The sequence below is a fragment of the Coprothermobacter sp. genome, assembly GCA_013824685.1.
Taxonomy (GTDB): Bacteria; Caldisericota; Caldisericia; order Cryosericales; family Cryosericaceae; genus Cryosericum.
In genome coordinates this window covers 1-20,283 of the sequence record PNOG01000009.1, presented here as the reverse complement: position 1 = coordinate 20,283, position 20,283 = coordinate 1, and the positions used below count along the sequence as shown (strand labels likewise).

Here is a 20,283-nt window from a genome sequence, read left to right as displayed (position 1 = left end):
GGGCGCCTTTGCGTCCCTGTATGTTCTATACGCAGCATACAGACGTTTCGTACACACGATTGTGAAGGTGGGATTGCTGACAACTGCGGGTCGGCTTACGGGGCTGATACGGTGTCCATTGCCCGTTCTGGCGACCCTAGGTCAGGGTCCTGCATACGAGAGCGATCTCTTGGACCGACATCAGCTGGGGGCCGTACTGGACGTATGCGAGCAGGCGCGCCGTGGGCATGATGGCGACATGCGCTCCGCCGGACCTGGTGGGCGGGGCACCATCACAGGCAACGACCGAACGCACGATCTGGTCGCAGCCCGCGTCCTTCAGGATGTGGGAGCAGAGGAACGACGCCCGCGTCACCTGCAACACGGGGTCCGCTTCGTCACCGTCCACGATGGCGGTGCGACTCCAATTCCTGGTCTCGATGGCGTAGGCGCCCGTGGGGCCGATGAGAAGGTGGTCCAGCTGTGCAGTTTTCAAGTAGCTGTCTTCGAACGGGATGTCCCGGTCGTAGCGCAGGTGGAGGTCGTTGATCAGGACGAAATCGTCTGGCAGGGTGCTGAGCGTCCTGATGACCGTACGTTCTGCGACGGCATTGGCCAGGACAGCGGAGTGGGCGATCGCTTCGATGCCCGCAACGATGCGGTGGGCACCTTCGACACGCCTCGCCACCTCGGTTTCGCGGCTGGCGAGGAAGTCCTGGAGGGCGCGCTGAGCGGGAATGACGGCACGTGACCGTGCACGTACCTGTACGCGTTCCTGTGCCTGCAGACCCAGACGGGACAACCCAACCCACAGGCCGTTCACCGTACGCAGGGCCATCGGACCGGGGCGGCTCAGGCGGGCGGCCAGACGTGTCGTCTCCTGTCCAGAGCGAGCGTGGATGCGCGCGATGTCCGCGGCGCAGGAGGACCGTTGTTCCGCCAGCTTGTGTTCCAGGGCGGCCTCCTGGAGTGCCAGATCATCGCGCGCCAGCGTGTCCTGCTGAACCAGGGCCTTCTGGGCGCGCGCCAGCTGGATACCCACGTCGGACGGCTCGTTCACGACGATACCCGCCGTTCGTGCCATGGCCAGCACGGCCTTCCATGCTCCACTTACGCCGATGACTATTGCCATGTGTCTGCCTCCCGGTTCCCGATGACAGTATAGACATAGGACAGCCACTTCGTCAACGACGCATGAGCCGACAGCCGCCCGCAGCAGCCAGCCAAGGTACAGGCCTCAGCTCAGGCGATGCCGTACCAGTTGCCGCCGTCCAGGTCCCCCTCGAAGTGGCAGATTGGTCAGGGGGTTTCAGCGCCTCCGTCGGCCGAATGCGCTGCCTTGTAGCGGAAGCGACGGAATGCACGCGACACCTCGCCGATGCCGACTGTAGCCAGGCCCAGGGCGAGCACACGAAGCCAGACGAGCGGTGGCAAGGGCGCAGTGCTGAACGTGGCGCCTCCAACCTGGGTCAATCCGACCTGGATGATGGTGATGACGGCTACGACGGCCCAGAACGTCTTGCTGCGAGCCAGCCCCGCAAAGGCGGACTTGTCCGGTCGCACGCTGCGCGCATTGAACAGGTTGAATACCTGCATGAAGACATAGGACGTGAAAACGACAGAGCTGACCTGCCTGGCGTCCGTGCGGTCCGCGCCCAGGTACCAGCCGGTGGCCTGCATGAACAGTGTGACAGCGACGAACCACGTGCTCATGACGAGGATGTTGTGCAGCATATTGTGCGTGACGAAGGACTCGGTACGTCGCTTGGGCCGGTCGTTCATCAGTTCGTCCCGCTTGGGCTCCAGGCTCAGTGCCAGTGCCGCGAGCGTGTCCATGATGAGGTTGATCCACAGGAGCTGAAGGATGGTGAGCGGCATCTCGCGGAAGTCGGCGCCCGGCAGGAGCTGAACGCCGTAACGTGCAAGCAGGCTTGTCCCGAGCGCAAGCAGCGGACTGATGAAGGCGATCGTCAAGGCCGAGAGGTTGATGCTCAGCTGGAACTGCAGGAACTTCTGGATATTCTCGTACAGCGTGCGCCCCCAGTGTACGGCCCGCACGATGCTGCCGAAGTTGTCGTCGACGAGCACGATGTCGCTGGCCTCCTTTGCGACGTCGGTGCCGCGCAGTCCCATCGAGATGCCAACGTCTGCCGTCCTGAGTGCGGGCGCGTCGTTGGTGCCATCGCCCGTGACTGCAACAACGTGGCCAAGAGACTGCAGGACCTCGACCAGGCGTTTCTTCTGCATGGGTTCTGAGCGGGCAAGCACCTTGAGGCGCGGAGCGACGGCACGCAGCTCATCGTCGCTCATTGCCGCAAACTGTTCGCCTGTCAGCAGGAGCCCGTCGTCGGACCACACGCCGGCGCGCATCGCTACTGCGCGGGCCGTGGCAGGGCTGTCGCCGGTGACCATCTTGACGTCGATGCCGGCACGGTGTGCCGTCGAGACTGCCGCGGGCACGTCCGTGCGGACAGGGTCGACGATGCCAGCCAGCGCCTGGAGGGTCAGACCATCCTCGCGCACGTCATCGTCCGACTCCATGCGGCGGTAGGCAAGAGCAAGCGTCCGCATCTCGCGTTCGGCCATGCCGGCCAGCACGCGGTGGAGTTCAGGTTCGTGGCGGTCGAGGGGTTCTGTCTGACCGTCAGCCATCTCGACGTCGACACAGCGAGTCAGGACGCGCTCGGGTGCTCCCTTGACCAGCAGCCATAACCGGTCCCCGCTGCGGACGACGGTACTCATGACCTTGCGCTGTGAGGAGAAATCATCTCGGCGCAGTACCGGATGCCTCTCCCGCAGATCGGAGTATGAGATGCCTCGGTCCTGCAGCCACTTGAGGAGCGCGCCTTCCGTCGAGCTGCCGACGAAATGCAGCTCGCCACCACGGTCGTCAAGGTGGCAGGTGGAATTGGCCGCGATGCCCAGAGCGAGCAGGTCGTCCACGTGGACGTCGTCAAGAGCGGGTTGGCCGTCCTCCGGGTCGCGCGCATATAGACGTCCCCGCGCATAGAGGGTGGCCAGGGACATGCGGTTGAGCGTCATCGTGCCGGTCTTGTCGCTGAAGATGACGTCGACTGAACCGATCGTCTCCGCCGCGATCATCTTGCGCACCAGGTTGTTGTCTTTTCGGATGTTGCGGGCGCTGAGCGCCAGGCTGATGGAGACTGCCATGGGCAGGCCCTCAGGCACGGCTATGACGACAATGGTCACAGCAAGGATGAGGACTTCCAGTGTGGGGCTGACGACGCCCGTCACGAGGTTCGCCAGCGCGCTTCCCTGACCCGCAAAGGGGGTTCCCCACACGAAGGCCGACGCCAACACCGTAGCGAAGATGGCACAGCCACCTGCCAGGAAGGCAGGGACCAGCAGGTGGTGCTGTTTACGCCCTTTGGCCAGGGCAAACACGACAAGGGCGCCGATGATGGCGAGCACAGTCGCCGAGAGAACGGTCCTGCCCACGGGAGCTAGCGGTCCTCCCAGGTCGCCACGGAGCGCTGTGGCCGTGAAGACTGAGGTGAAAATAAGGACGGAAGCCCCCGTTCCAGCGATGTTGATGACATCGGCCAAGTCCTGGAGTTTGTGTTCCAAGGGGGTCTGCTCACGCTTGGTGGTCTGGATGTCACGAATGATGATGCCACGCTCCGAGGAGTCGCCCACGGCGACGGCCAGCATCGTGCCACTGCCCCCCACCACGTTCGTTCCACCGACCAGGAATGTCGAGCCGCGCTTATCGTCGGGGTCGTCCGTCCCGTCTTTGGCAGCCGGCTCCGTTTCCCCGTTCCAGAACGACTGATCGACCGTGAGGTTGCTGGTGGAGACGAGCCAACCGTCTGCCGGGACCTTGTCGCCGCTCTCGAGGTGGACGAGGTCACCTGTGACCAGTTCACCGACGGGAATTGTCTTGAAGCGACCATCACGGGTCACCTTGATGGTAAGGTTCTCGTACTCTTTTCGCAGCAGATCGAACGCGCGGTCTGCCCGCCACTCCAGGAGGAAGCCGACGCCGGTAGCGATGAGTGCGGCGACCAGGATGCCGGCCGATTCAGCGATGCCCAGCCAGTCACCCACCGAGACGCCCTTGTAGGCGCCTGCGGCCAGCGACAGGACTGCACAGGCCAGCAGGATGCGGATGGTGGGATCGTCGAACTTGCGGAGGAACTGCCTCCACAGCGGTTCCTTGCGGGCGGGTGTGATGTCGTTGCCGCCATACAGCTGGCGGTTGCATGCGACCTGGTCTGCGGTAAGCCCGTCGTGCAGATCCGTACCCAGGTCAAGCGCCCGGGCCACGATGCGCTGGTGTGTGTCTGTCATAGGTGCTCCTCTGTGCATGCGGGGCGGCCTGGATATGCAACAAGACCGCCATGATCACTTTCATGGTGGTCTCGCGTTTTGTGAAGACTCATGACTGCCGGGAGGGTTCGGTCCCTCCGTCCTGACGACAGCCAGCCCCTGCGACGTGCGCAGGTAGCTACTCCCCAACCATACTTCACTGTACGGAGGGGAAGGCCGCTGTCAACGGGGTTTTGTGAAGAGCCCTGACCGGAACTGGGGACGCGCGTCGTTTCATGTGACAAAGACGAAGCAAGTATCAGCCGGCGGTCGACGGTTGGGCTGGACGGCTCCTGAGCAGCAGGATGCAGTCGCAGATCAGCAGAGCCGCACCGATGCTCATTGCGGCTCCGATCAGCAACGACGCGACAGGGTCGGCCCAGGTGTGACCCGCCGCGGCGAGGGCGATACCCACGATACCGACGGCATAGCAGGCCTCGTCCTTGATGAGCGAGAGGAGACGCAGACGTATCGACGAGCCTTCTCTCGCGCTTCGGACGATGTCGAATACAGGGAAGGTAACCAGCAGCATACCAACCGCAAGCACTGCGATGGCGAGGGCAGGGTTGACCGTCCTGAACGCTCCGCCACGGATCAGTGTCGCCAAGCCCCTCCAGAGGGTGCCCACGCACAGGAACAGGATGATGAAGGTCGCCGAGATGAGCGCGACAGCGTTGCGCCTGCGGCCCCTCCTCCATCTCAAGTACATGTCAACCGGCTTCTGCGACCAGGCCAGAGCGAGGAGGACGACGAGGGCGACCACGGCGTTGGCAAGCGTCGCAAACGCCTGTGCGAGAAGGGCCAGCATGTGAGTGATGAAGTAGCTGGTCAGCTGGACGACAAAAATGGCGACGTAGCCCGCGAGCGCAAATGCCAGACCGCGGCTTGCGCGTCGAATCTCCTGCATCATGTCCAGCCCAAGCGTCGAGCCGGGCACTGAGACTGCTTCTGGTACGCATCCAACACTGCCACGTCGCACGATCGCCTTCTCCTTGGCAATACTTTTCTTGTTCCAATTACATGGTGCCACAGCAAGGCGATATTGCAAGAGTGAAAGCGAAGCGTCCAGTGTGAATGCCCGTGTGGCCGTGCCATCGTCACTTCGCCACACACGCATGCGCCATTCCCGCTCCTGGAAGAGGTTTTCTCTTCTTGCCGTCATTCCCGCGCATGCGGGAATCCAGTGCTGTCACGGCGCATGGGTCCCCGCCTTCGCGGGGACGACAAGATACTGAATTGAGATGATGCAATGCGGGCTGTGACACGGGTCGCATACTGCGCTATACTGTAAATCACGCCGGTTGGCGCTGAGGAGGTAGCACATGGACCCGTTGTGGGTACTCGTCATATTGATTGGCGGCTCATCGCTGTGTGTTGCGGGAGCCTTTATCTTCATGGCTGTCAAGGTTGCAGGCGTGGCGCGTCAGGTCGCCCCCAAGGTGACCGAAATGCAGGAACAGCTGGCCGCTGCCAGCGCCGAGATTGCCAAGGTCTCCGAAGCTGTCCAGTCTGCTGAAGCGCAGTTCAACCATCTTGCCGACAAGGCCTCCACAGCCTCCCGTCGAGCAGCGAAGGTTGTGGACGTGGTCCCGCGCGTCATCCGCAAGGCCCGCGAGGCCGATATCAGGGCGGAGGCAACCGTGCGCGCCGTAGGGATCATGGCTGTCAGAACGATCAAGGCTGCCCGCGAACGATCCGCGTCTTCCGAGGGAGTCACGCTGAAGTAGTTCTCCAGTCTCGTCAGACAACTGGGCGAGGTTGTTGCAGTCGGACTGGGAGCAACTACAATAGACTCAACGATGAAGAATACCACGCTGATCCGGACCGATGAACTGGAGCGGATCCTGCTCGAGACGACGCCGCGAAAGGCCGTCCAGCGGGCGGTGGACCTCATCGCCGAGTCGATACCATCCGCCTCGGTGACGGTCATGGGCGTGGACATCGATTCTCGGGTGCACTTCGACGCGGCCAATGGCATCCCGTGGAGCGTGCTTCGAACAGTCGAGGTCAGCTTCAACAGGGACCTGCCGCAGAACATCATGGGCATCATTCGGGGGCGTGAGACGTGCTTCATTGAGGATGTCGGAGCGTATCCAGACTGGAGGAGGTCGACCAGCGAGATTGTCAGCTATGTCGGCTTTCCTATCGTCCTTGACCGGCGCGTGGTCAGCATCATCAACGTGCAGACGTCACGCCGAAGGCTGAAGCCCGAGGATATCGACGCCCTGCGGCCCCTGATTCACCTTATCAGCCTGATTATCGCCCGGTACCTGAAGGAACAGCAGTCTGCGAACCGCGAGAAGTTCCTGTCCCTCCTGCATGAGACGACGCTCGACGGCCATCGTGCGGCAAGCGCGGTGGAATTCATGAACGCTGTCGTCAAGCGCATCGCGCGGCGTCTCGGCTACCAGTATGTCGCGGTCCTCCTGTACGACGACGAAACGGAGTCCCTCATCCTGCGGTCCCAGAAGGGATATGGGAGCGAGTATGACGGGCTGGCCCTGTCCATCCACGACCGTGTGGGCGTGGTTGTACGGGCGTTCCGTCTACGGCATACGGTCAACGTTGCGGATGTGCGTGTCTGCTCGTACTACCGGCGCGCCATACCGGGTGGACGCTCTGACCTGGCTCTTCCGTTGATGGCGGGAGGCAAGGTGATCGGCGTCCTGAACCTCGAAAGCAAGAAGGCCGGCGCATTCTCCCGCGAGGACGTCCGCAACCTGACGCCGCTGGCGGCCGGTGTCGGTCTGATGCTGGCAAGTATGCAGATCAAGCAGCTCCTGCGTGAACAGGCCCTGCTGGACGGCCTTACGGGAGCGCACAACCGTCGTGCCATGGACGGCATCGTTGCGGAGGAACTGGAACGGGGCCGGCGGCATGGTCACGATGTGTCGTTTGTCATGCTGGATATCGACGAGTTCAAATCCATCAACGACCGACTGGGTCACGCAGAAGGTGACCGGGTCCTCGAGACGCTGGTCGCAGTGCTGCGAAAGTCACTTCGCGTCATCGACAAGGTGATCCGGTATGGAGGAGACGAGTTCCTTCTCGTCCTGCCAGAGACCTCACAGCGGGAGACCGAGCTTCTGCTCGAGCGACTACGCACGTGCGTCGGCTCGCAAGTTCTGACAGCGATGGGGGCAGTGCACTGTTCCGTGGGGATTGCCACCGTTCGGGGCGACTCCGACGGAGGGGACCTGGTCCAGCTTGCAGACAAACGCATGTACCAGGCCAAGGCCGTGTACCGCGCGCGACTCGCGGAAGACCTGGGCTATTGAGACGACCGCAGTCGAACGGCGAGACGTACAAGAGGGGAGAGGGATCATGGACATCCTGCCACATGTGATCGAAGCGAGACACGTCTTCCTGGCACCTGAACGGCGCGACAACGTTCTGCTCTACTGGAAATGGGCCAACGATCGTGAAGTGACGCGCCTGACGCAAGGGTACGGCAGAGCTCCCAGCCTCGAAGCGATGGAGGCCTCCTATGACAAGTCCGCTGTGGCGGACGACGTCCGGCGGTTCGGCATTCATCTGATGTCGACCGGGGACATCATCGGGCGATGCGCACTCAAGAACCTCAACCTCATCGTGGGGAGGGGTGAAGCGAGCATCCTCATCGGGGACGAGAAGTACCGTGGTCATGGGTACGGCACGGAAGCGATGCATCTCCTGTGTACCGTGGGGTTCGACATGCTGGAGCTGCACACGATCTTCCTGACAGTGCTCGCCTGTAACCCAGGCGCCGTCGCTTCGTACCACAAGGTGGGCTTCAAGGACGCCGGGTGTCTGCGCGAGGCGAGCTCCCGCGACGGGAAGCGTGTCGACATCCTCTACATGGACTTGCTACGCGGCGATCTGGTGCCAGACGCCGAATCAGGAGCCTGACACCAGAACGGCGGACGGCAGCTACAGTTCGCGCACCCTGCGGACGATTGCTGCGGCGTCGATGCCTTCGTAGGCCAGCAGTTCCTCCGGCTTGCCGCTCATCGGCAGCTTGCACACTGCAAGTGAGAATACCGGCGTCGCGACGTCCGACAGCGCTGCGGCCACGGCTTCGCCGATGCCGCCCTCGGCGTAGTGGTCCTCGACGGTGATGACGGCTGCGGTCTCGGCTGCTGCCTTATGCAGCGTCGCCATGTCCAGTGGCTTGACGCTGTAAAGGTCGATCACCCGGGCATGAATCCCCTCGGCAGCCAGCGTGTCTGCTGCCTTGAGGGCTTCGTGGAGAGTAATTCCAGCGCCCACCAGGGTCACGCGGTCGTCATCACTGCGACGGAGGGTCTTGCTCCCGCCGATAGGGAACTCTTCCCCAATCTCGTAGAGGCGTGGCAGGTCCTGCCGGGTCGTTCGCATGTAGCAGATACCATGGTGATCGGCCATCTGCCGGACCAGCGCCGCTGTGGTCGTGTCGTCGGCTGGATACAGCACGACGCTGCCGACCAGCGTGCGGAACAGGGCGATGTCTTCCAGGCCCATCTGTGAGGGACCGTCCGGCCCGATCGCAACACCGACGTGAGAGCCCACGAACTTGATGTTGGCCCGCCCCATGGCGTACTGTGCCATGCGAATCTGGTCGAACGCGCGGGAGAAGAAGGCTGCAAACGTCGAGACAAAGGGTGTCTTGCCCCGGGTGCTGAATCCCACCGCCGCAGAGACCATGTTCTGCTCGGCGATGTACATCTCGAAGAACCGTTCAGGATAGGAGCCCCGGAAGGTGACGGCAAACGTCGAGTTGCTGACCTCGGCGTCCAGCACCACCATCTCCGGGTGTGTCGGCGCGATGTCCACGAGGGCGCGGCCATACGCTTCGCGTGGCGACAGCGCTTTGGCGCTCGCCGGCTGGTCGACTGGCACTGCAGCCCACACCGCCGGGGTGGCCTCGACGGGCTTCTCGATGGTGTCGTGGAGATTCAGGTCGACCGGTCCCAGTTCGAGGACCGCACGGTCGAATTCCTCGCGCTTCAGCGTCTTGCCATGCCATCCGTCCTGGTTCTCGAGGAACGAGACACCTTTGCCCTTGATGGTCCGAGCAATGAGGACCGTGGGGCGGCCGCACGCGTGGTTGATTTCACCGTAGGCCGCCTGGACCGCGTCGATGTCGTGCCCATCATCGAGGACGATCGTGTGCCAGCCGAATGCCGCAAACCGGGCCTCATAGGTATCCAGGTCCCAGCCCAGCATGGTTTCACCACGCTGGCCCAGCCGGTTGACGTCCAGGATGCCCACCAGGTTGTCCAGCTGGTACTGTGACGCCAGCTCGGCAGCTTCCCAGATCGAGCCTTCAGCGACTTCGCTGTCGCCCATGAGCACATACGTGTTGTACGGCAGCTTGTCGACGTATCGGCCGTTCATGGCGATGCCGACGCCGATGCCCAGCCCCTGGCCGAGTGACCCGGTCGCCGCTTCCGCATAGGCGAAGCGCGGGGTCGGGTGTCCTTCGAGGGGTGACCCCATCCTGCGATACGTGAGCAGGTCCTCCTGCGACAGGACGCCGGCAGCCGCATACAGCGCGTAGAACAGCGGCGAGGCGTGTCCCTTGGAGAAGATGATGCAGTCGTTGCAGGGGTTCTGCGGGTGGTCCAGGTCGAATCGGAACGTGCCGCCGAAGAACAGGCCGGTCAAGAGGTCGGTCGCGGACAGCGAGGTCGTCGGATGACCGGACCCTGCTTCCGTCGACATGTGCAGGATGTCGTACCGAACCCGCCTGGCAAGTGCTGCAAGTGCTGTCGTTTCCATGGTAGCCTCCGTGGCCGGGACGCGACGCCGACTCTGGAACCCAGCCTCTTCTACTAGTGTGGTCAATCGGACCCGTGATGCAACTCTGAAACCTGCACAGGTCCTGGGACTGGGCGCTGCCTTGCGCACGGTGAACTGCTGCAGCCGGGCTATGCCGGCAGGAGGTAGCGTCTGTTCCTGAACCTTGCGACGAACGCGATGCCTGCGGCAAGAAGGAGCAGGCCGGCGCCTGTGACCGCGACGAGTGGCAGAACGGAGCCGGACGTGCTCTGAGCCACGTTCCCCGGAACCGCCTGTGCAGCGTCTGCTGGCATGTTGGGACGCTGTCCGGCGGTTGGCATCTGCTGAAGTCGCTCGATGGCGGCGGAGTCCAGGCCCAGCGCGGTGAGTTGAGCGGTCTGCTCGTCCGTCAGCCCACTGGGATCTGCAGCGCGGATGATGGCCAGGACTTGCTGCATGACAGTGCGGTCTGCCTGCGCGCCACCGAAGACACCGCCGACAGGTGCCGCACCGTCAGGTTGACCGGCGGCGTTGGGTGCTGCGCCTGCCTGTCCGGGGGCTCCCATGTTGCCCCCGCCGGCCTGACTGCCGAGGGTAGCCAGGTTGACGGTGGTGGCGACGGTGCCGGTGGTCGTGTTCGGTTGCTGACCCGCCAGCTGTGCCATGATGCTGGATGACCTGTCCTGTGCAAACTGGACCAGCATCGGCAGCGATGCCTGGTACTGCTCGTAGGTGACGAACGCAGTGGCGTCGGACTTGACGGCACCAGCAATGAGGGCATTGACCCTGGCCACCTCGGTCTCGAAGGCACCGCTCCTGATCTGCTGAACCACGAGCTGCTGGAGATACGAGTGATAGAGCTCCTTGTACTCGTCCACGGCCAGCAGGCTGGCAATAAGCGGGCTGTTGTCCATAGTGTCGGACACGGGCGTGTCGATGGGAAAGTTGATGGCGCCGGCTGCACTCCCTGCCTGGAAACCTGCGAAGGACAGGTTGAGGTCCCAGGGCAGGATCTGGAAGACACCGTCCTGCTCATACAGGTAGTAGTTGTGCTTGAGGCTGCTGGCATAGCTGTCGAGGTTGACGAGGAAAGTGTTCACGGCGAAATACCGCAGGACCTCATCCACGTCGAGTGTCTCCTCGATGCCGGTGCCGTTCTTCAGCGCCTTCATCATGGTGATGAGATTCTGGAAGTCCTGGTCGTCGGTCGTGGACAGCACAGCGCTGTCGCGCAGGACGCTGTAGTCGGAGGCCGCATCGCTCGTATAGACCAGACTAGTCCCTCCGGAACCACGCATGCCGCCACCCTGGGCGCGTGCTCCGTCCTGGACTGCAGGCTGATCATCCGCCTGGTTGGCCACAAACTTGCCTCGTGCGCCGACGTCGACACTCTCGGGCTTGTACAAGTTGCCAGAAGTCGTCCCGTAGTTGCGCTGGGCGAAGCTCGAGTCGATGACCTCGACCATGAGGTACAGCCCCCAGGGTTTGCCATTGACCGTGATGGAGGCGTAGGAGAAGGCGGGCGTCGCGATGCCCATATCTCTGAACAGCTTGTACGAGAGGTACTCCTTCATGTACGTGGCGTCATCCATGACGTTGTTGAGCACCAGAGCCCGCAGACCGTAGCATGTCTGGCCCGGAATGTACTCGTCGAACTTGATCTTGAAGCTAAACCGGTCAGACGTGCTGCTGGCGACCCGGGCAAGGCTCGAGTTGCCCTTGGGGCGGATGCCGACGCTGTAGTACGTCGTGCCGCCGATGGTGATGTCACAGCTGCGGAACTCCTCCTGGGTCGCGTTGTCGAGCAGCCACTGCCAGTCACTGGCGCTCATGTCGATGCTGACGGTCGCAACCCTCGTGTCGTTGAAGACGTTGGTCATGTATGCTGTCGCAGGTGTCGAGTCCATCCAGATCGCCGCCGCATCCAGCGAACTGAGCGGCACAAGAAGGGCTGTCACGAGGAGGGCAACAAGGATGACGGCTGAAGCTTTACGTTGGACGCGGTGCATGGGCTATGCCTCAGGCGCTGTCTGGCGCATCACCCTACGTACTCGCCGTTGTAGCTGACCAGGGCGACGTTGCCCACGCCTGCCACCTGTGAGAGTCCGTTGACGAACGACGTTGCAGCATCCTTGAGGCGGACTTCGACGGTGAGCTCGATCCCAGCATGCGGTGAGACGGTCTTTGACTTGATGGCATACTTCTTGACATGCTGGCGGATGAGCTCGATACCTTCCTGCTCGCTGGTTTCATCGGCACAGGAGAGAACGACGATGTATGGCGTATCGCCCGTCTTGCGATTGGCGAAGATGACAAGGACAATGCCGATGAACAATGACCCGATGACGGCCAGAGGCAACAACCCTGCGCCGGTCACAATGCCGGCGCTGATCGCCCAGAACAGGAAGGCGATGTCGAGCGGCTCCTTGATGGCACTGCGGAACCGCACGATGGACAGTGCACCGACCATGCCCAGCGACAGGATGATGTTTGACGTGACCGCCAGGATGATGAGCGTCGTGATGAGCGTGAGCGCCATCAGAGATATGCCAAAGGTCTCGGAGTACATGACGCCCTTGAATGTCTTGCGGTAGACCAGCAGGATGAACAGCCCCAGCGCAAATGCGAGGGCCATGGCAATGGCCATGTCCAGCACGGAAACGGAGGCCAGCTTGTCGAGGAATCCTGACTTGAAGATGTCTGCGAATGTGAATGTCGTTGTGCTCATGATGCTACTCTCCCTGGGTGTCGGATGTGGTTCGCTACAGGCCGTACAGCCTGCACAGTGCGTACTTTGAGATTGCGCATGCTCCGCGCGCGTCAGTCTGCACTGCGTCGGCTACGATGTCGGGGAGGAATGCGTCGTATTTGACCTCCATGATGACGTAGCTCCCGTTGAGTGCTTCCACGGTCGGCACGTCGGAGCTGAACACGTCCGTCGAGGCAAGCCCGGTGCGCATCGATGTATCAAACGTTACCCGCACGTTGCCGGGTCCATAGATATACGCCTCACGAACGTAGTCGACGATGGTCTTCGGGCGGAGCAGGTCCCCGGCGATCCTGGCGTACAGCTCGACAAACAGGGGCTGGACCGATGACCGGAGGAAGCTGGTGTCACCGGCCAGAAGAGCCCTGCATTGGTCCCTCGTGATAGGAGCGCTCTCCTTGGAGCTCAGCCCGTCGATGCGAGTCTTCTTCTCGAGGCGTATGAACGACGGGTCGCTGTTGTAGAAGCGGATGCGGAACTTGGTGCGGCGGTTCAGCCCATTGATCTTCTCGAGTAGGGCCCTGTCGTCCGCGTTGTCGAAGTAGAGGCTGCGGATCGTGTACCGACCGTCGGGTCCTGCATGCTCGTCATGTTGGAGGATGTACCGAAGACGGCTGCGGATGCCTTGGTAGTCGGCAATGTTGACGAAGTGCTTGAGTTCGTGGCGCAGTTGCATAGCTCGGGCTCCTGGATACCGACATGGCTGTCTCATGTATCACCTGTAGTACGCAGAGGCCGGAGGTTTCGTACGAGGAGTCGGTCATAATAGGTAACGGGCAGGAGTGTCAACTCCTGCCCGTCAGTGCGTCGGTCGTCTTGGATGCCGCTATGCCAGAGCTTTCGGCCTCAGCGCCTTGAAGAGTTCGAACCAGAGGATGGTACTGATGCCGACCGCTGCTGAGATGAGGATGTCGACCGGGTGCTGCGCCGCCATCTTGAAGAGGCGCGAGGCAAACGGGGTATACAGGGCGACGGCCAGCAGGCCGAGTGCTCCGGCGATGACCCACCACAGCGACTTGTTGGGCGTGCGCAGGGAATGGATGATGCTGCGTGTCCAGGACCTGTTGGTCAGGATGAGCGCTACGTTGGCGAAGATCAAGGTCGTGAATGCCAATCCGCGCGCGTCGTTCTCGCTCAGGCCGCGCTCGTAGAAGCCCAGGCCGAAAACGATCAGGACGGCGATCAGGATGCCGAGTCCCTGCAGAATGCTCGTGAGAACCAGTTTGCTGCTGAACGTCGGCTTCGAAGGGTCACGCGGTGGCCGGTCCATGATGTCGGCCTCCTCCGGTTCGCCTTCGAAAATAATGGAACATGTAGGGTCGATGATGAGTTCCAGGAACACGATGTGCACCGGATGCAGGATGAGCGGCCAGCGCAACAGCACAGGAATCAGGCACAGGCCCGCGATCGGGACGTGGACAGCGAGAATGTAGCCCATGGCCTTGCGGATGTTGTCGAAGATGCGGCGACCCATGCGCACTGCTGCGACGATGCTGTTGAAGTCATCCTTGAGCAGGACGATGGCAGCGGACTCGCGGGCGACGTCGGTCCCCCGTTCGCCCATGGCGATGCCGATATGGGCGTTCTTGAGGGCAGGCGCGTCGTTGACGCCGTCGCCGGTCATGGCGACGATCTCGCCGTTTGCCTTCAGGGCCCGGACTAGGCGGAGTTTCTGTTCAGGGACCATACGAGCGAACACGCTGATGTCGCGGATCTTCTTGCTGACCTCCTCTTCGGACATTGCCTCAAGCTCTGACCCGGTAACGATGCGGTCAGGGTGCTGCAGGCCGATCTCTCTCGCGATGGATTGTGCCGTGCCAGGATAGTCGCCCGTGATCATGACGACGCGCACGCCTGCGCGGTGGCACTGGGCGACGGCGGCGGGCACGGTCGCGCGGATGGGGTCGGCGAGACCGATGAGGCCGATGAATGCGAAGTCGAAGTCGTGCTGGTTGTCCGGAAGGTCCGCGCTGTCGCAGGAGGCGCGGGCAACTCCCAGGACCCGCAGACCGTCGTTTGCCATGTCCAGGACCTGCTTCATGGCCAGTTGCTGTTGCGCCTCTGGCATGTGGCACAGGTCGAGAATCGCCTCAGGCGCACCTTTGGCGGCTACACTGCCGTCGCCGGAGTGCATCTGCCATGCGTGCGACAGGGCCAGCAGCTGGCGCGAGAGCGGATACTCGCGCTGGAATTGCCAGTCTTCGTGCAGGTGCTCAGTCCCCTTGAGGGCGCCCTGGCCCATGTCCAGGATGGCGCGTTCCATGGGGTCAAAGGGGTCGGCTTCACAGGCCAGGACCGAGTACTCGACCAGCTCGTGGAACGGTTCGGGAAGGACTCCGGGCAGTCCTGCCGCGGGGATGTGGAAGTACTCGCCGCCCGCCGCCAGCTTGCGGACAGTCATCTTGTTCATCGTCAGTGTCCCCGTCTTGTCGACGCACAGCACCGTCGCCGATCCCAGGGTCTCGATGGCCGGCATGCGCCGTGTCAGGACCTGGTTCTGAGACATGCGCCAGGCGCCCATGGCCATGAAGATGGTCAGGACGACGGGAAACTCCTCCGGCAGGACGCCCATGGCCATGGCCAGACCGGACAGGAACCCTCGCTGCCAGGCGAGGAGATTGTTGCCATTGGTGAGGCTGAAGACGACGGTGACGATGACACACATGCCGACGCCGACCAGGGCCATGTTACGGACCAGGCGCGTGATTTCCTTCTGCAGGGGCGGCTTCTCGGTGTCCAGGGTCTGGAGCGCTTTGCCGATCTTCCCAATCTCAGTCCGGAGTCCGGTCCCCTGCACCTCGGCAACACCCTGTCCGGAGACGATGAGGGTGCCGGAGTAGACGGTCGGAAGGTCGTCGCCTCCCGGACGCCCCATTTCGGCCTTGCCATCCCACTCTGCCTTGCGAACGGGGACGGACTCGCCGGTGAGCAGTGATTCGTCCGCGTGCAGGTTGGTGCAGGAGAGAAGGACGGCGTCCGCAGGGACGCGGTCCCCCTCCGACAGCATCATGACGTCGCCGCGGGCGACGTCGCGGCCGGCGATGCGGACCCACTCACCGTCACGTCTGACGAGGGCACGCGGACTGGACAAGTCGCGTAGGGCGTCCAGTGCGTTCTCGGTCCTCTTCTCCTGGTAGTAGGTGATGCCGATGACAACAACAACGAAACCCAGGAGCATCAGGGCTTCTTCACGGTCGCCCACCAACAGGTACAGGGACCCGCACGCGAGGAGCAGGAGGAGCATCGGTTCCTTGACGACCTCGAGCAGGATGTGAACCCATCCGTGTCTGCTTGCACTGGGCAGCTCGTTGAGCCCTTCGTCCCGCAGGCGCTGTTGTGCCTCTGCGGTCGTCAGACCCTGTGGTTGTTCTGTATTCGGTGCACTTGTCATGACAGAAACCTCCATGCAAATGGTGTGGTGGGTTCCCGACCTTGATAAGGATTGACTCTGGCAAGCCCTGCGTCCAGCTGCGGTTGTGCAGTGACTGGCAGGCGACCTGTCAGGAACATGACAATGCTAAGGCCAAAGCCCGGCGGCGTCAAGATGGCGGCGGCGTATAACAGCGATCGGGATGAATGCCCGCTCGACAGGCGGCGTCATCGCCAATCGTGAAGGCAGCATTGTATCCGCCGCAATTTCATCCGTCATTCCCCCGAGCCCTTTTGTCCAAGGCGAGGGGTGCTTCTCCGCGCATGCGGGAATCCAGCCTTGTCCTTGTTGTTGCCGTGTCGATACTTGGACAATCGTGTCCGGCGAACTTACCACGCTGGCCTATTTACCAGCTGACCCCATATCGGACCCCATATCGTTCTCGATGCCATGGCGTAGCAGGGCAACGTAGGTGTCGACCTCCCCAAACATGATGCTCCGCACGCTTGCGAGGTCAAGCGGCTGTTGTCGGAGGAGCATTGTGTACTGCTTTCCCAGTCCGTCGAACGTCCAGGAGAGCAGGTGCATCGCCTGTTGGACGGTCACGCCTGGTCTGAAGGTACTGGTGTCGATTCCCTGGAAGAGCCGCTGGTATGTCGAGGCCGTGATTTCGGCCGTGGAGGCGAGCAGGTCTGCCCGGAGCTCGGCAGGGGGGTCGGTCATGGCCTCCTGAAGGAATGCGAATGTTGACGGCTCCTCCTCGATCAGGGACCATTTAGCCAGCGCGTATTGCCGGAGGCGCTCGAAGAGGTCGGGACTGGTCGGTCCCAGGCGCTCGTCGAAGCGGCGCATGAGTTCGGTGATGCACGTCTGAACAGCCTCCACGTACAGACCCTTCTTGTCGCCGAAGTAGTGAAACAGCAGTCCCTTGCTGACACCGGCTGCTTCGACGATGCGGTTCGTCGAGGCAGCCAGGTAGCCGGTGGCGGCAAATTCGCCGATCGCCGCGGTGACCAGGGCGGTTCGCCTGCAGTCGGGCGTGAAGCCGTGCGGCGATGCCTGCATTACTCTCGCGCAGCCTTGAGGCTAACCGCCATCTGCACACCCAGCACCTTGCGGCGCGCGGCTCTCAGCGAGACCAGGTACGTCGCCAGCATGATGACGGCGCAGAACAGGATCGACAGTGGTGAGAGCCGTATGGGCAGGCTGAAGCTGATACCGCTGGTCGTCGAGGTCAGGAGCCTCCCAAGAGAAGTCAGGAGCAGCGGTATGCTGAGTGCGAACCCTGCTGCCACGGCGACGATACCCGATCCAAGAACCATCCGGTTCAGTTCCTCTGCCCGGTAACCCATGACCTTGAGCAGCGAGATGGTAACGCGCTCTTCCTCGACGGTCAGCGTCGTGACGATCGACAGAGCCATGAGCGCGATGAACACTGCCGCGATTGCCACGACTCCCAGGACCATCCAGAGTGGTTCGATGACAGAGTCGAAGGCAGCACGGCTCTGTGCCATGGACAGCATCATCAATACCTTCTGGGCAGGTATCTGCAGGCTGGTCGTACTGAGCAGGGCGTTGAAACTATCGGGTGGCGTACCGAGGATGGTGTTCAACTGCTGCTGGGGCATGATGACGGCTGCGGTCGTGTACAGTTCGGCCATCGCGCCCACTGTCAGTGTGAGCTCTTGCCCGGTGGCTGACTGCTGCATCGTCCACGTGTCGCCGAGCCGCAGGTTGAGTTTGTGCGCAAGAGCGCGTGTGATGATAACCCGGTCGACAGGGATCGCCTGGCCTGCGCTGTCGCGAGGGACGAAGAGTGTGGACGCCCGCGGAAGCCCCATGACCTGGAAGGTCAGCTGTTCGTCCGTCGTCGTGAACGGCGCAATCGTCAGTGCCTCTCCGCCCCATGGGTTCTCGAGCTGTGGTGCCGTCAGCATATAGGTGTAGTTGTATCGGAGATCCTGAAAGGCACCACGCACCAGGGTGTCCATCGAATCGCGCATAGCCCCTCCGAACAGGAGGAAGTAGCCTGCAAGCATGGCGCCGAGCATCAGCAGCGTCAGTCGAGTCAGACCTCGCACGGCTGCCCTCAACGCAAACCGGTTCTGGAAGGACCCCCGAGTAAGGTGGAGGGATCTCTCGAACCGGCCGATTCGACTACTGATGGCCGTCGTCTGCATGAGCTTGATCGGCGTCTGACGCAGAAGACGGGCAGCGACCAGAGCAACGGCTGGGACCATGAAGAACACGGGAGCGGCGACAGCGACGAGCGCAGCGCTCCATGGGACTGTCGTCACATAGGATGGAATACTGAAGTAGTTGGCCATGTAGTTGAGCATGGGACGCATCGTGACAATTGAAGTCAGGACCCCCAGTGTCGACCCCGAGAGCGCGATGAGTGCCGGGAGGCCCAATTCGTGCAGCACGAGTTCTTGCGTCGAGTAGCCCAGGGCCTTGAGAGTCCCCAGCTGGGGACGCTGCATGCGCACCATTCGGCCTTGTGCGGCGGCGAGCAGCAGCGACGTCAGAAGGAGGATGACCAAGGGCATGGTGGTGGAGACTGAGGCCGCTCCCTCGAGTTTCGCTGTGGCCAGGGTGTAGCGAGGGTTGGCTGCGATGTCCTGCCAATACGTCAGCCCGACTGTCTCGGCCAATGCCTTTCGGGCGGAGACAGTCGTCCCGTCGACTGTCCTGACGTGCCAGGTTACCAGCGCGTCAGGCGCCGCACCATCCATCGCAGCAGGAGTGACGACGGCAATGCCAAACGCCTTGGGGTCAAGCATGATACCGGCGTCGTCGGTGGTGCGGATAGGATACATGTAGTCTGGGACCGCTGCAAATCCTACGACCGTAAACGAACGTCCAAACAGTGTGAGCGTGGTTCCCAGGGGGACCTTGAGGGCCAGGGCGACCGTCTGCCCAAGCAGCATCTCGTTGTCTGCCTGGAGATCGCGACCCTCAGTGACGACCGGGATGTTCACGCGCGTCGTCTCTTCGAATACTCGGAGCGTCAGACCGCCGCCGAGCACTGTGTCGGCTTCGCGGCGGTGCTCAATGACAAACCCATGGTCGCGTTCGAAAGCAGACAGATCTGCGAACGATCCTTGAGGCAGGAAAGTAGCGGACTCGACCCGGGACTGGTTTTCAAACCGCGTCCTGCTCTCACCTATGTCCACGAGCAGGGCGTTGAGGGAGGCATACAGCATGCTAGCGAGCATGACGAGGGTGACGCTGCCATAGACGAGCCACTGGTTGGACCGGATCGTGCGAGGAAGACGCCTGGCAAGAACCTTCACCACGTCACTTCCTCTGCCTTGATGAGGCGACCGACCATGCGGTCCTCCTCGATCTCGCCACTGCGAAGCCGGATGAGGCGGTCCGTCATGTCCGCGATGGCGGCATTATGTGTGACCAACACGATGGTCGTGTGGTAGGTCTCGTTGATCTGGACCAGAAGCCGGAGGATGTCCCGCGACGTGACGAAGTCGAGCGAACCGGTCGGCTCGTCGGCAAGCAGCAGGGCAGGGTTCTTGATGACCGCTCTGGCAAGCGACACACGCTGCTGTTCGCCACCTGACAGCTCCGAAGGGAAACGGTCCGCCATGGACGACAGCGTAACTGCATGGAGAACCTCATTGATGGGCAGGGCCTTCTTCGCGATGTCGGCTGTCACTTCGACGTTTTCGCGGACCGTCAGGTTGGGAATGAGGTTGAAGAACTGGAACACAAATCCCACCGTGTCGCGTCGGAACTGAGTGAGCTCGTGATCCGATGCGTGAGAGAGGTCGACCCCGGCGACGCGGACGGTGCCGGCATCGGCACGGTCGATACCGCCCATGATGTTCAGCAGCGTCGACTTGCCAGATCCGGACGGGCCCAGGATGGTCACCAGCTGACCCTCTGGAATACTCAGTGTGACGTCCTTCAGTGCCCAGAACTCACCCTGCCCCATATGGTACATGCGCCCTGCCTTGTTCAGTTCGATCACCATGTGACATCTCCTCGCTTTCTGTCTGTCGTGCCGTCTGTCGATCACGTGGTCATTGACCAGTCGGTCAGTATTGTCGTCAGGCACGCGCCGCTGTCAAGTCCCATTGGG

General features: G+C 62.2%; 14 protein-coding genes. 3 read left to right on the top strand and 11 right to left on the bottom strand.

The window, feature by feature from the left end; translation table 11 throughout:
• Positions 1–136: 136 nt before the first annotated feature.
• The 3 genes from C0398_02790 to C0398_02780 all read right to left on the bottom strand — a co-directional run bounded on the left by C0398_02790 (position 137) and on the right by C0398_02780 (position 5,470).
• Positions 137–1,111 (bottom strand): hypothetical protein, encoded by a 975-nt coding sequence (locus tag C0398_02790; GenBank protein ID MBA4364919.1) that lies wholly within the window; start codon positions 1,109–1,111, stop codon positions 137–139.
• A 167-nt stretch (positions 1,112–1,278) separates the two neighbouring features.
• Positions 1,279–4,308, bottom strand: a complete 3,030-nt coding sequence (locus C0398_02785) for a calcium-translocating P-type ATPase, PMCA-type (protein MBA4364918.1) — start codon at positions 4,306–4,308, stop codon at positions 1,279–1,281.
• A 259-nt stretch (positions 4,309–4,567) separates the two neighbouring features.
• Positions 4,568–5,470 carry a hypothetical protein gene (locus C0398_02780; GenBank protein MBA4364917.1) on the bottom strand — a complete coding sequence of 301 codons (903 nt, stop codon included), beginning with the start codon at positions 5,468–5,470 and terminating at the stop codon, positions 4,568–4,570.
• 160 nt (positions 5,471–5,630) lie between these two features.
• Here C0398_02780 and C0398_02775 point away from each other — a divergent pair, with 160 nt between their 5' ends.
• The 3 genes from C0398_02775 to C0398_02765 all read left to right on the top strand — a co-directional run bounded on the left by C0398_02775 (position 5,631) and on the right by C0398_02765 (position 8,196).
• The gene (locus tag C0398_02775; GenBank protein ID MBA4364916.1) at positions 5,631–6,035 is read left to right on the top strand and encodes a hypothetical protein; all 405 of its coding nucleotides are present in this window, start codon (positions 5,631–5,633) and stop codon (positions 6,033–6,035) included.
• A 72-nt stretch (positions 6,036–6,107) separates the two neighbouring features.
• Positions 6,108–7,586, top strand: a complete 1,479-nt coding sequence (locus C0398_02770) for a hypothetical protein (GenBank protein MBA4364915.1) — start codon at positions 6,108–6,110, stop codon at positions 7,584–7,586.
• Positions 7,587–7,632: 46 nt separating this feature from the next.
• On the top strand, positions 7,633–8,196 hold the full coding sequence (locus C0398_02765; protein MBA4364914.1) for a hypothetical protein: 564 nt from the start codon (positions 7,633–7,635) through the stop codon (positions 8,194–8,196).
• 21 nt (positions 8,197–8,217) lie between these two features.
• On the opposite strand, the gene C0398_02760 is transcribed toward C0398_02765, so the two are convergent.
• The 8 genes from C0398_02760 to C0398_02725 all read right to left on the bottom strand — a co-directional run bounded on the left by C0398_02760 (position 8,218) and on the right by C0398_02725 (position 20,175).
• Entirely contained in the window at positions 8,218–10,047 is a 1,830-nt protein-coding gene (locus tag C0398_02760) for a transketolase (GenBank protein ID MBA4364913.1), read from the bottom strand.
• A 149-nt stretch (positions 10,048–10,196) separates the two neighbouring features.
• Entirely contained in the window at positions 10,197–12,056 is a 1,860-nt protein-coding gene (locus C0398_02755; protein ID MBA4364912.1) for a spore coat protein CotH, read from the bottom strand.
• A 29-nt stretch (positions 12,057–12,085) separates the two neighbouring features.
• Entirely contained in the window at positions 12,086–12,775 is a 690-nt protein-coding gene (locus C0398_02750) for a DUF4956 domain-containing protein (GenBank protein MBA4364911.1), read from the bottom strand.
• 34 nt (positions 12,776–12,809) lie between these two features.
• On the bottom strand, positions 12,810–13,490 hold the full coding sequence (locus C0398_02745; GenBank protein ID MBA4364910.1) for a molecular chaperone: 681 nt from the start codon (positions 13,488–13,490) through the stop codon (positions 12,810–12,812).
• 150 nt (positions 13,491–13,640) lie between these two features.
• Positions 13,641–16,205, bottom strand: a complete 2,565-nt coding sequence (locus C0398_02740; GenBank protein ID MBA4364909.1) for an ATPase — start codon at positions 16,203–16,205, stop codon at positions 13,641–13,643.
• Between the two features lie 381 nt (positions 16,206–16,586).
• Complete coding sequence (locus C0398_02735) at positions 16,587–17,249, bottom strand: hypothetical protein (GenBank protein MBA4364908.1); 663 nt, start codon at positions 17,247–17,249, stop codon at positions 16,587–16,589.
• A complete protein-coding gene (locus C0398_02730; protein ID MBA4364907.1) occupies positions 17,249–19,483 on the bottom strand; it encodes a hypothetical protein in 2,235 nt (744 codons plus the stop codon). Before C0398_02730 ends, C0398_02735 begins: the two co-directional genes overlap by 1 nt.
• A complete protein-coding gene (locus C0398_02725; protein ID MBA4364906.1) occupies positions 19,477–20,175 on the bottom strand; it encodes an ABC transporter ATP-binding protein in 699 nt (232 codons plus the stop codon). Before C0398_02725 ends, C0398_02730 begins: the two co-directional genes overlap by 7 nt.
• Positions 20,176–20,283: the final 108 nt, after the last annotated feature.

Coding starts and splice junctions, on each gene's coding strand:
- C0398_02790 (MBA4364919.1), bottom strand. CDS start 1,111: ATGGCAATAGTCATCGGCGTAAGTGGAGCATGGAAGGCCGTGCTGGCC.
- C0398_02785 (MBA4364918.1), bottom strand. CDS start 4,308: ATGCACAGAGGAGCACCTATGACAGACACACACCAGCGCATCGTGGCC.
- C0398_02780 (MBA4364917.1), bottom strand. CDS start 5,470: ATGACGGCAAGAAGAGAAAACCTCTTCCAGGAGCGGGAATGGCGCATG.
- C0398_02775 (MBA4364916.1), top strand. CDS start 5,631: ATGGACCCGTTGTGGGTACTCGTCATATTGATTGGCGGCTCATCGCTG.
- C0398_02770 (MBA4364915.1), top strand. CDS start 6,108: ATGAAGAATACCACGCTGATCCGGACCGATGAACTGGAGCGGATCCTG.
- C0398_02765 (MBA4364914.1), top strand. CDS start 7,633: ATGGACATCCTGCCACATGTGATCGAAGCGAGACACGTCTTCCTGGCA.
- C0398_02760 (MBA4364913.1), bottom strand. CDS start 10,047: ATGGAAACGACAGCACTTGCAGCACTTGCCAGGCGGGTTCGGTACGAC.
- C0398_02755 (MBA4364912.1), bottom strand. CDS start 12,056: ATGCACCGCGTCCAACGTAAAGCTTCAGCCGTCATCCTTGTTGCCCTC.
- C0398_02750 (MBA4364911.1), bottom strand. CDS start 12,775: ATGAGCACAACGACATTCACATTCGCAGACATCTTCAAGTCAGGATTC.
- C0398_02745 (MBA4364910.1), bottom strand. CDS start 13,490: ATGCAACTGCGCCACGAACTCAAGCACTTCGTCAACATTGCCGACTAC.
- C0398_02740 (MBA4364909.1), bottom strand. CDS start 16,205: ATGACAAGTGCACCGAATACAGAACAACCACAGGGTCTGACGACCGCA.
- C0398_02735 (MBA4364908.1), bottom strand. CDS start 17,249: ATGCAGGCATCGCCGCACGGCTTCACGCCCGACTGCAGGCGAACCGCC.
- C0398_02725 (MBA4364906.1), bottom strand. CDS start 20,175: ATGGTGATCGAACTGAACAAGGCAGGGCGCATGTACCATATGGGGCAG.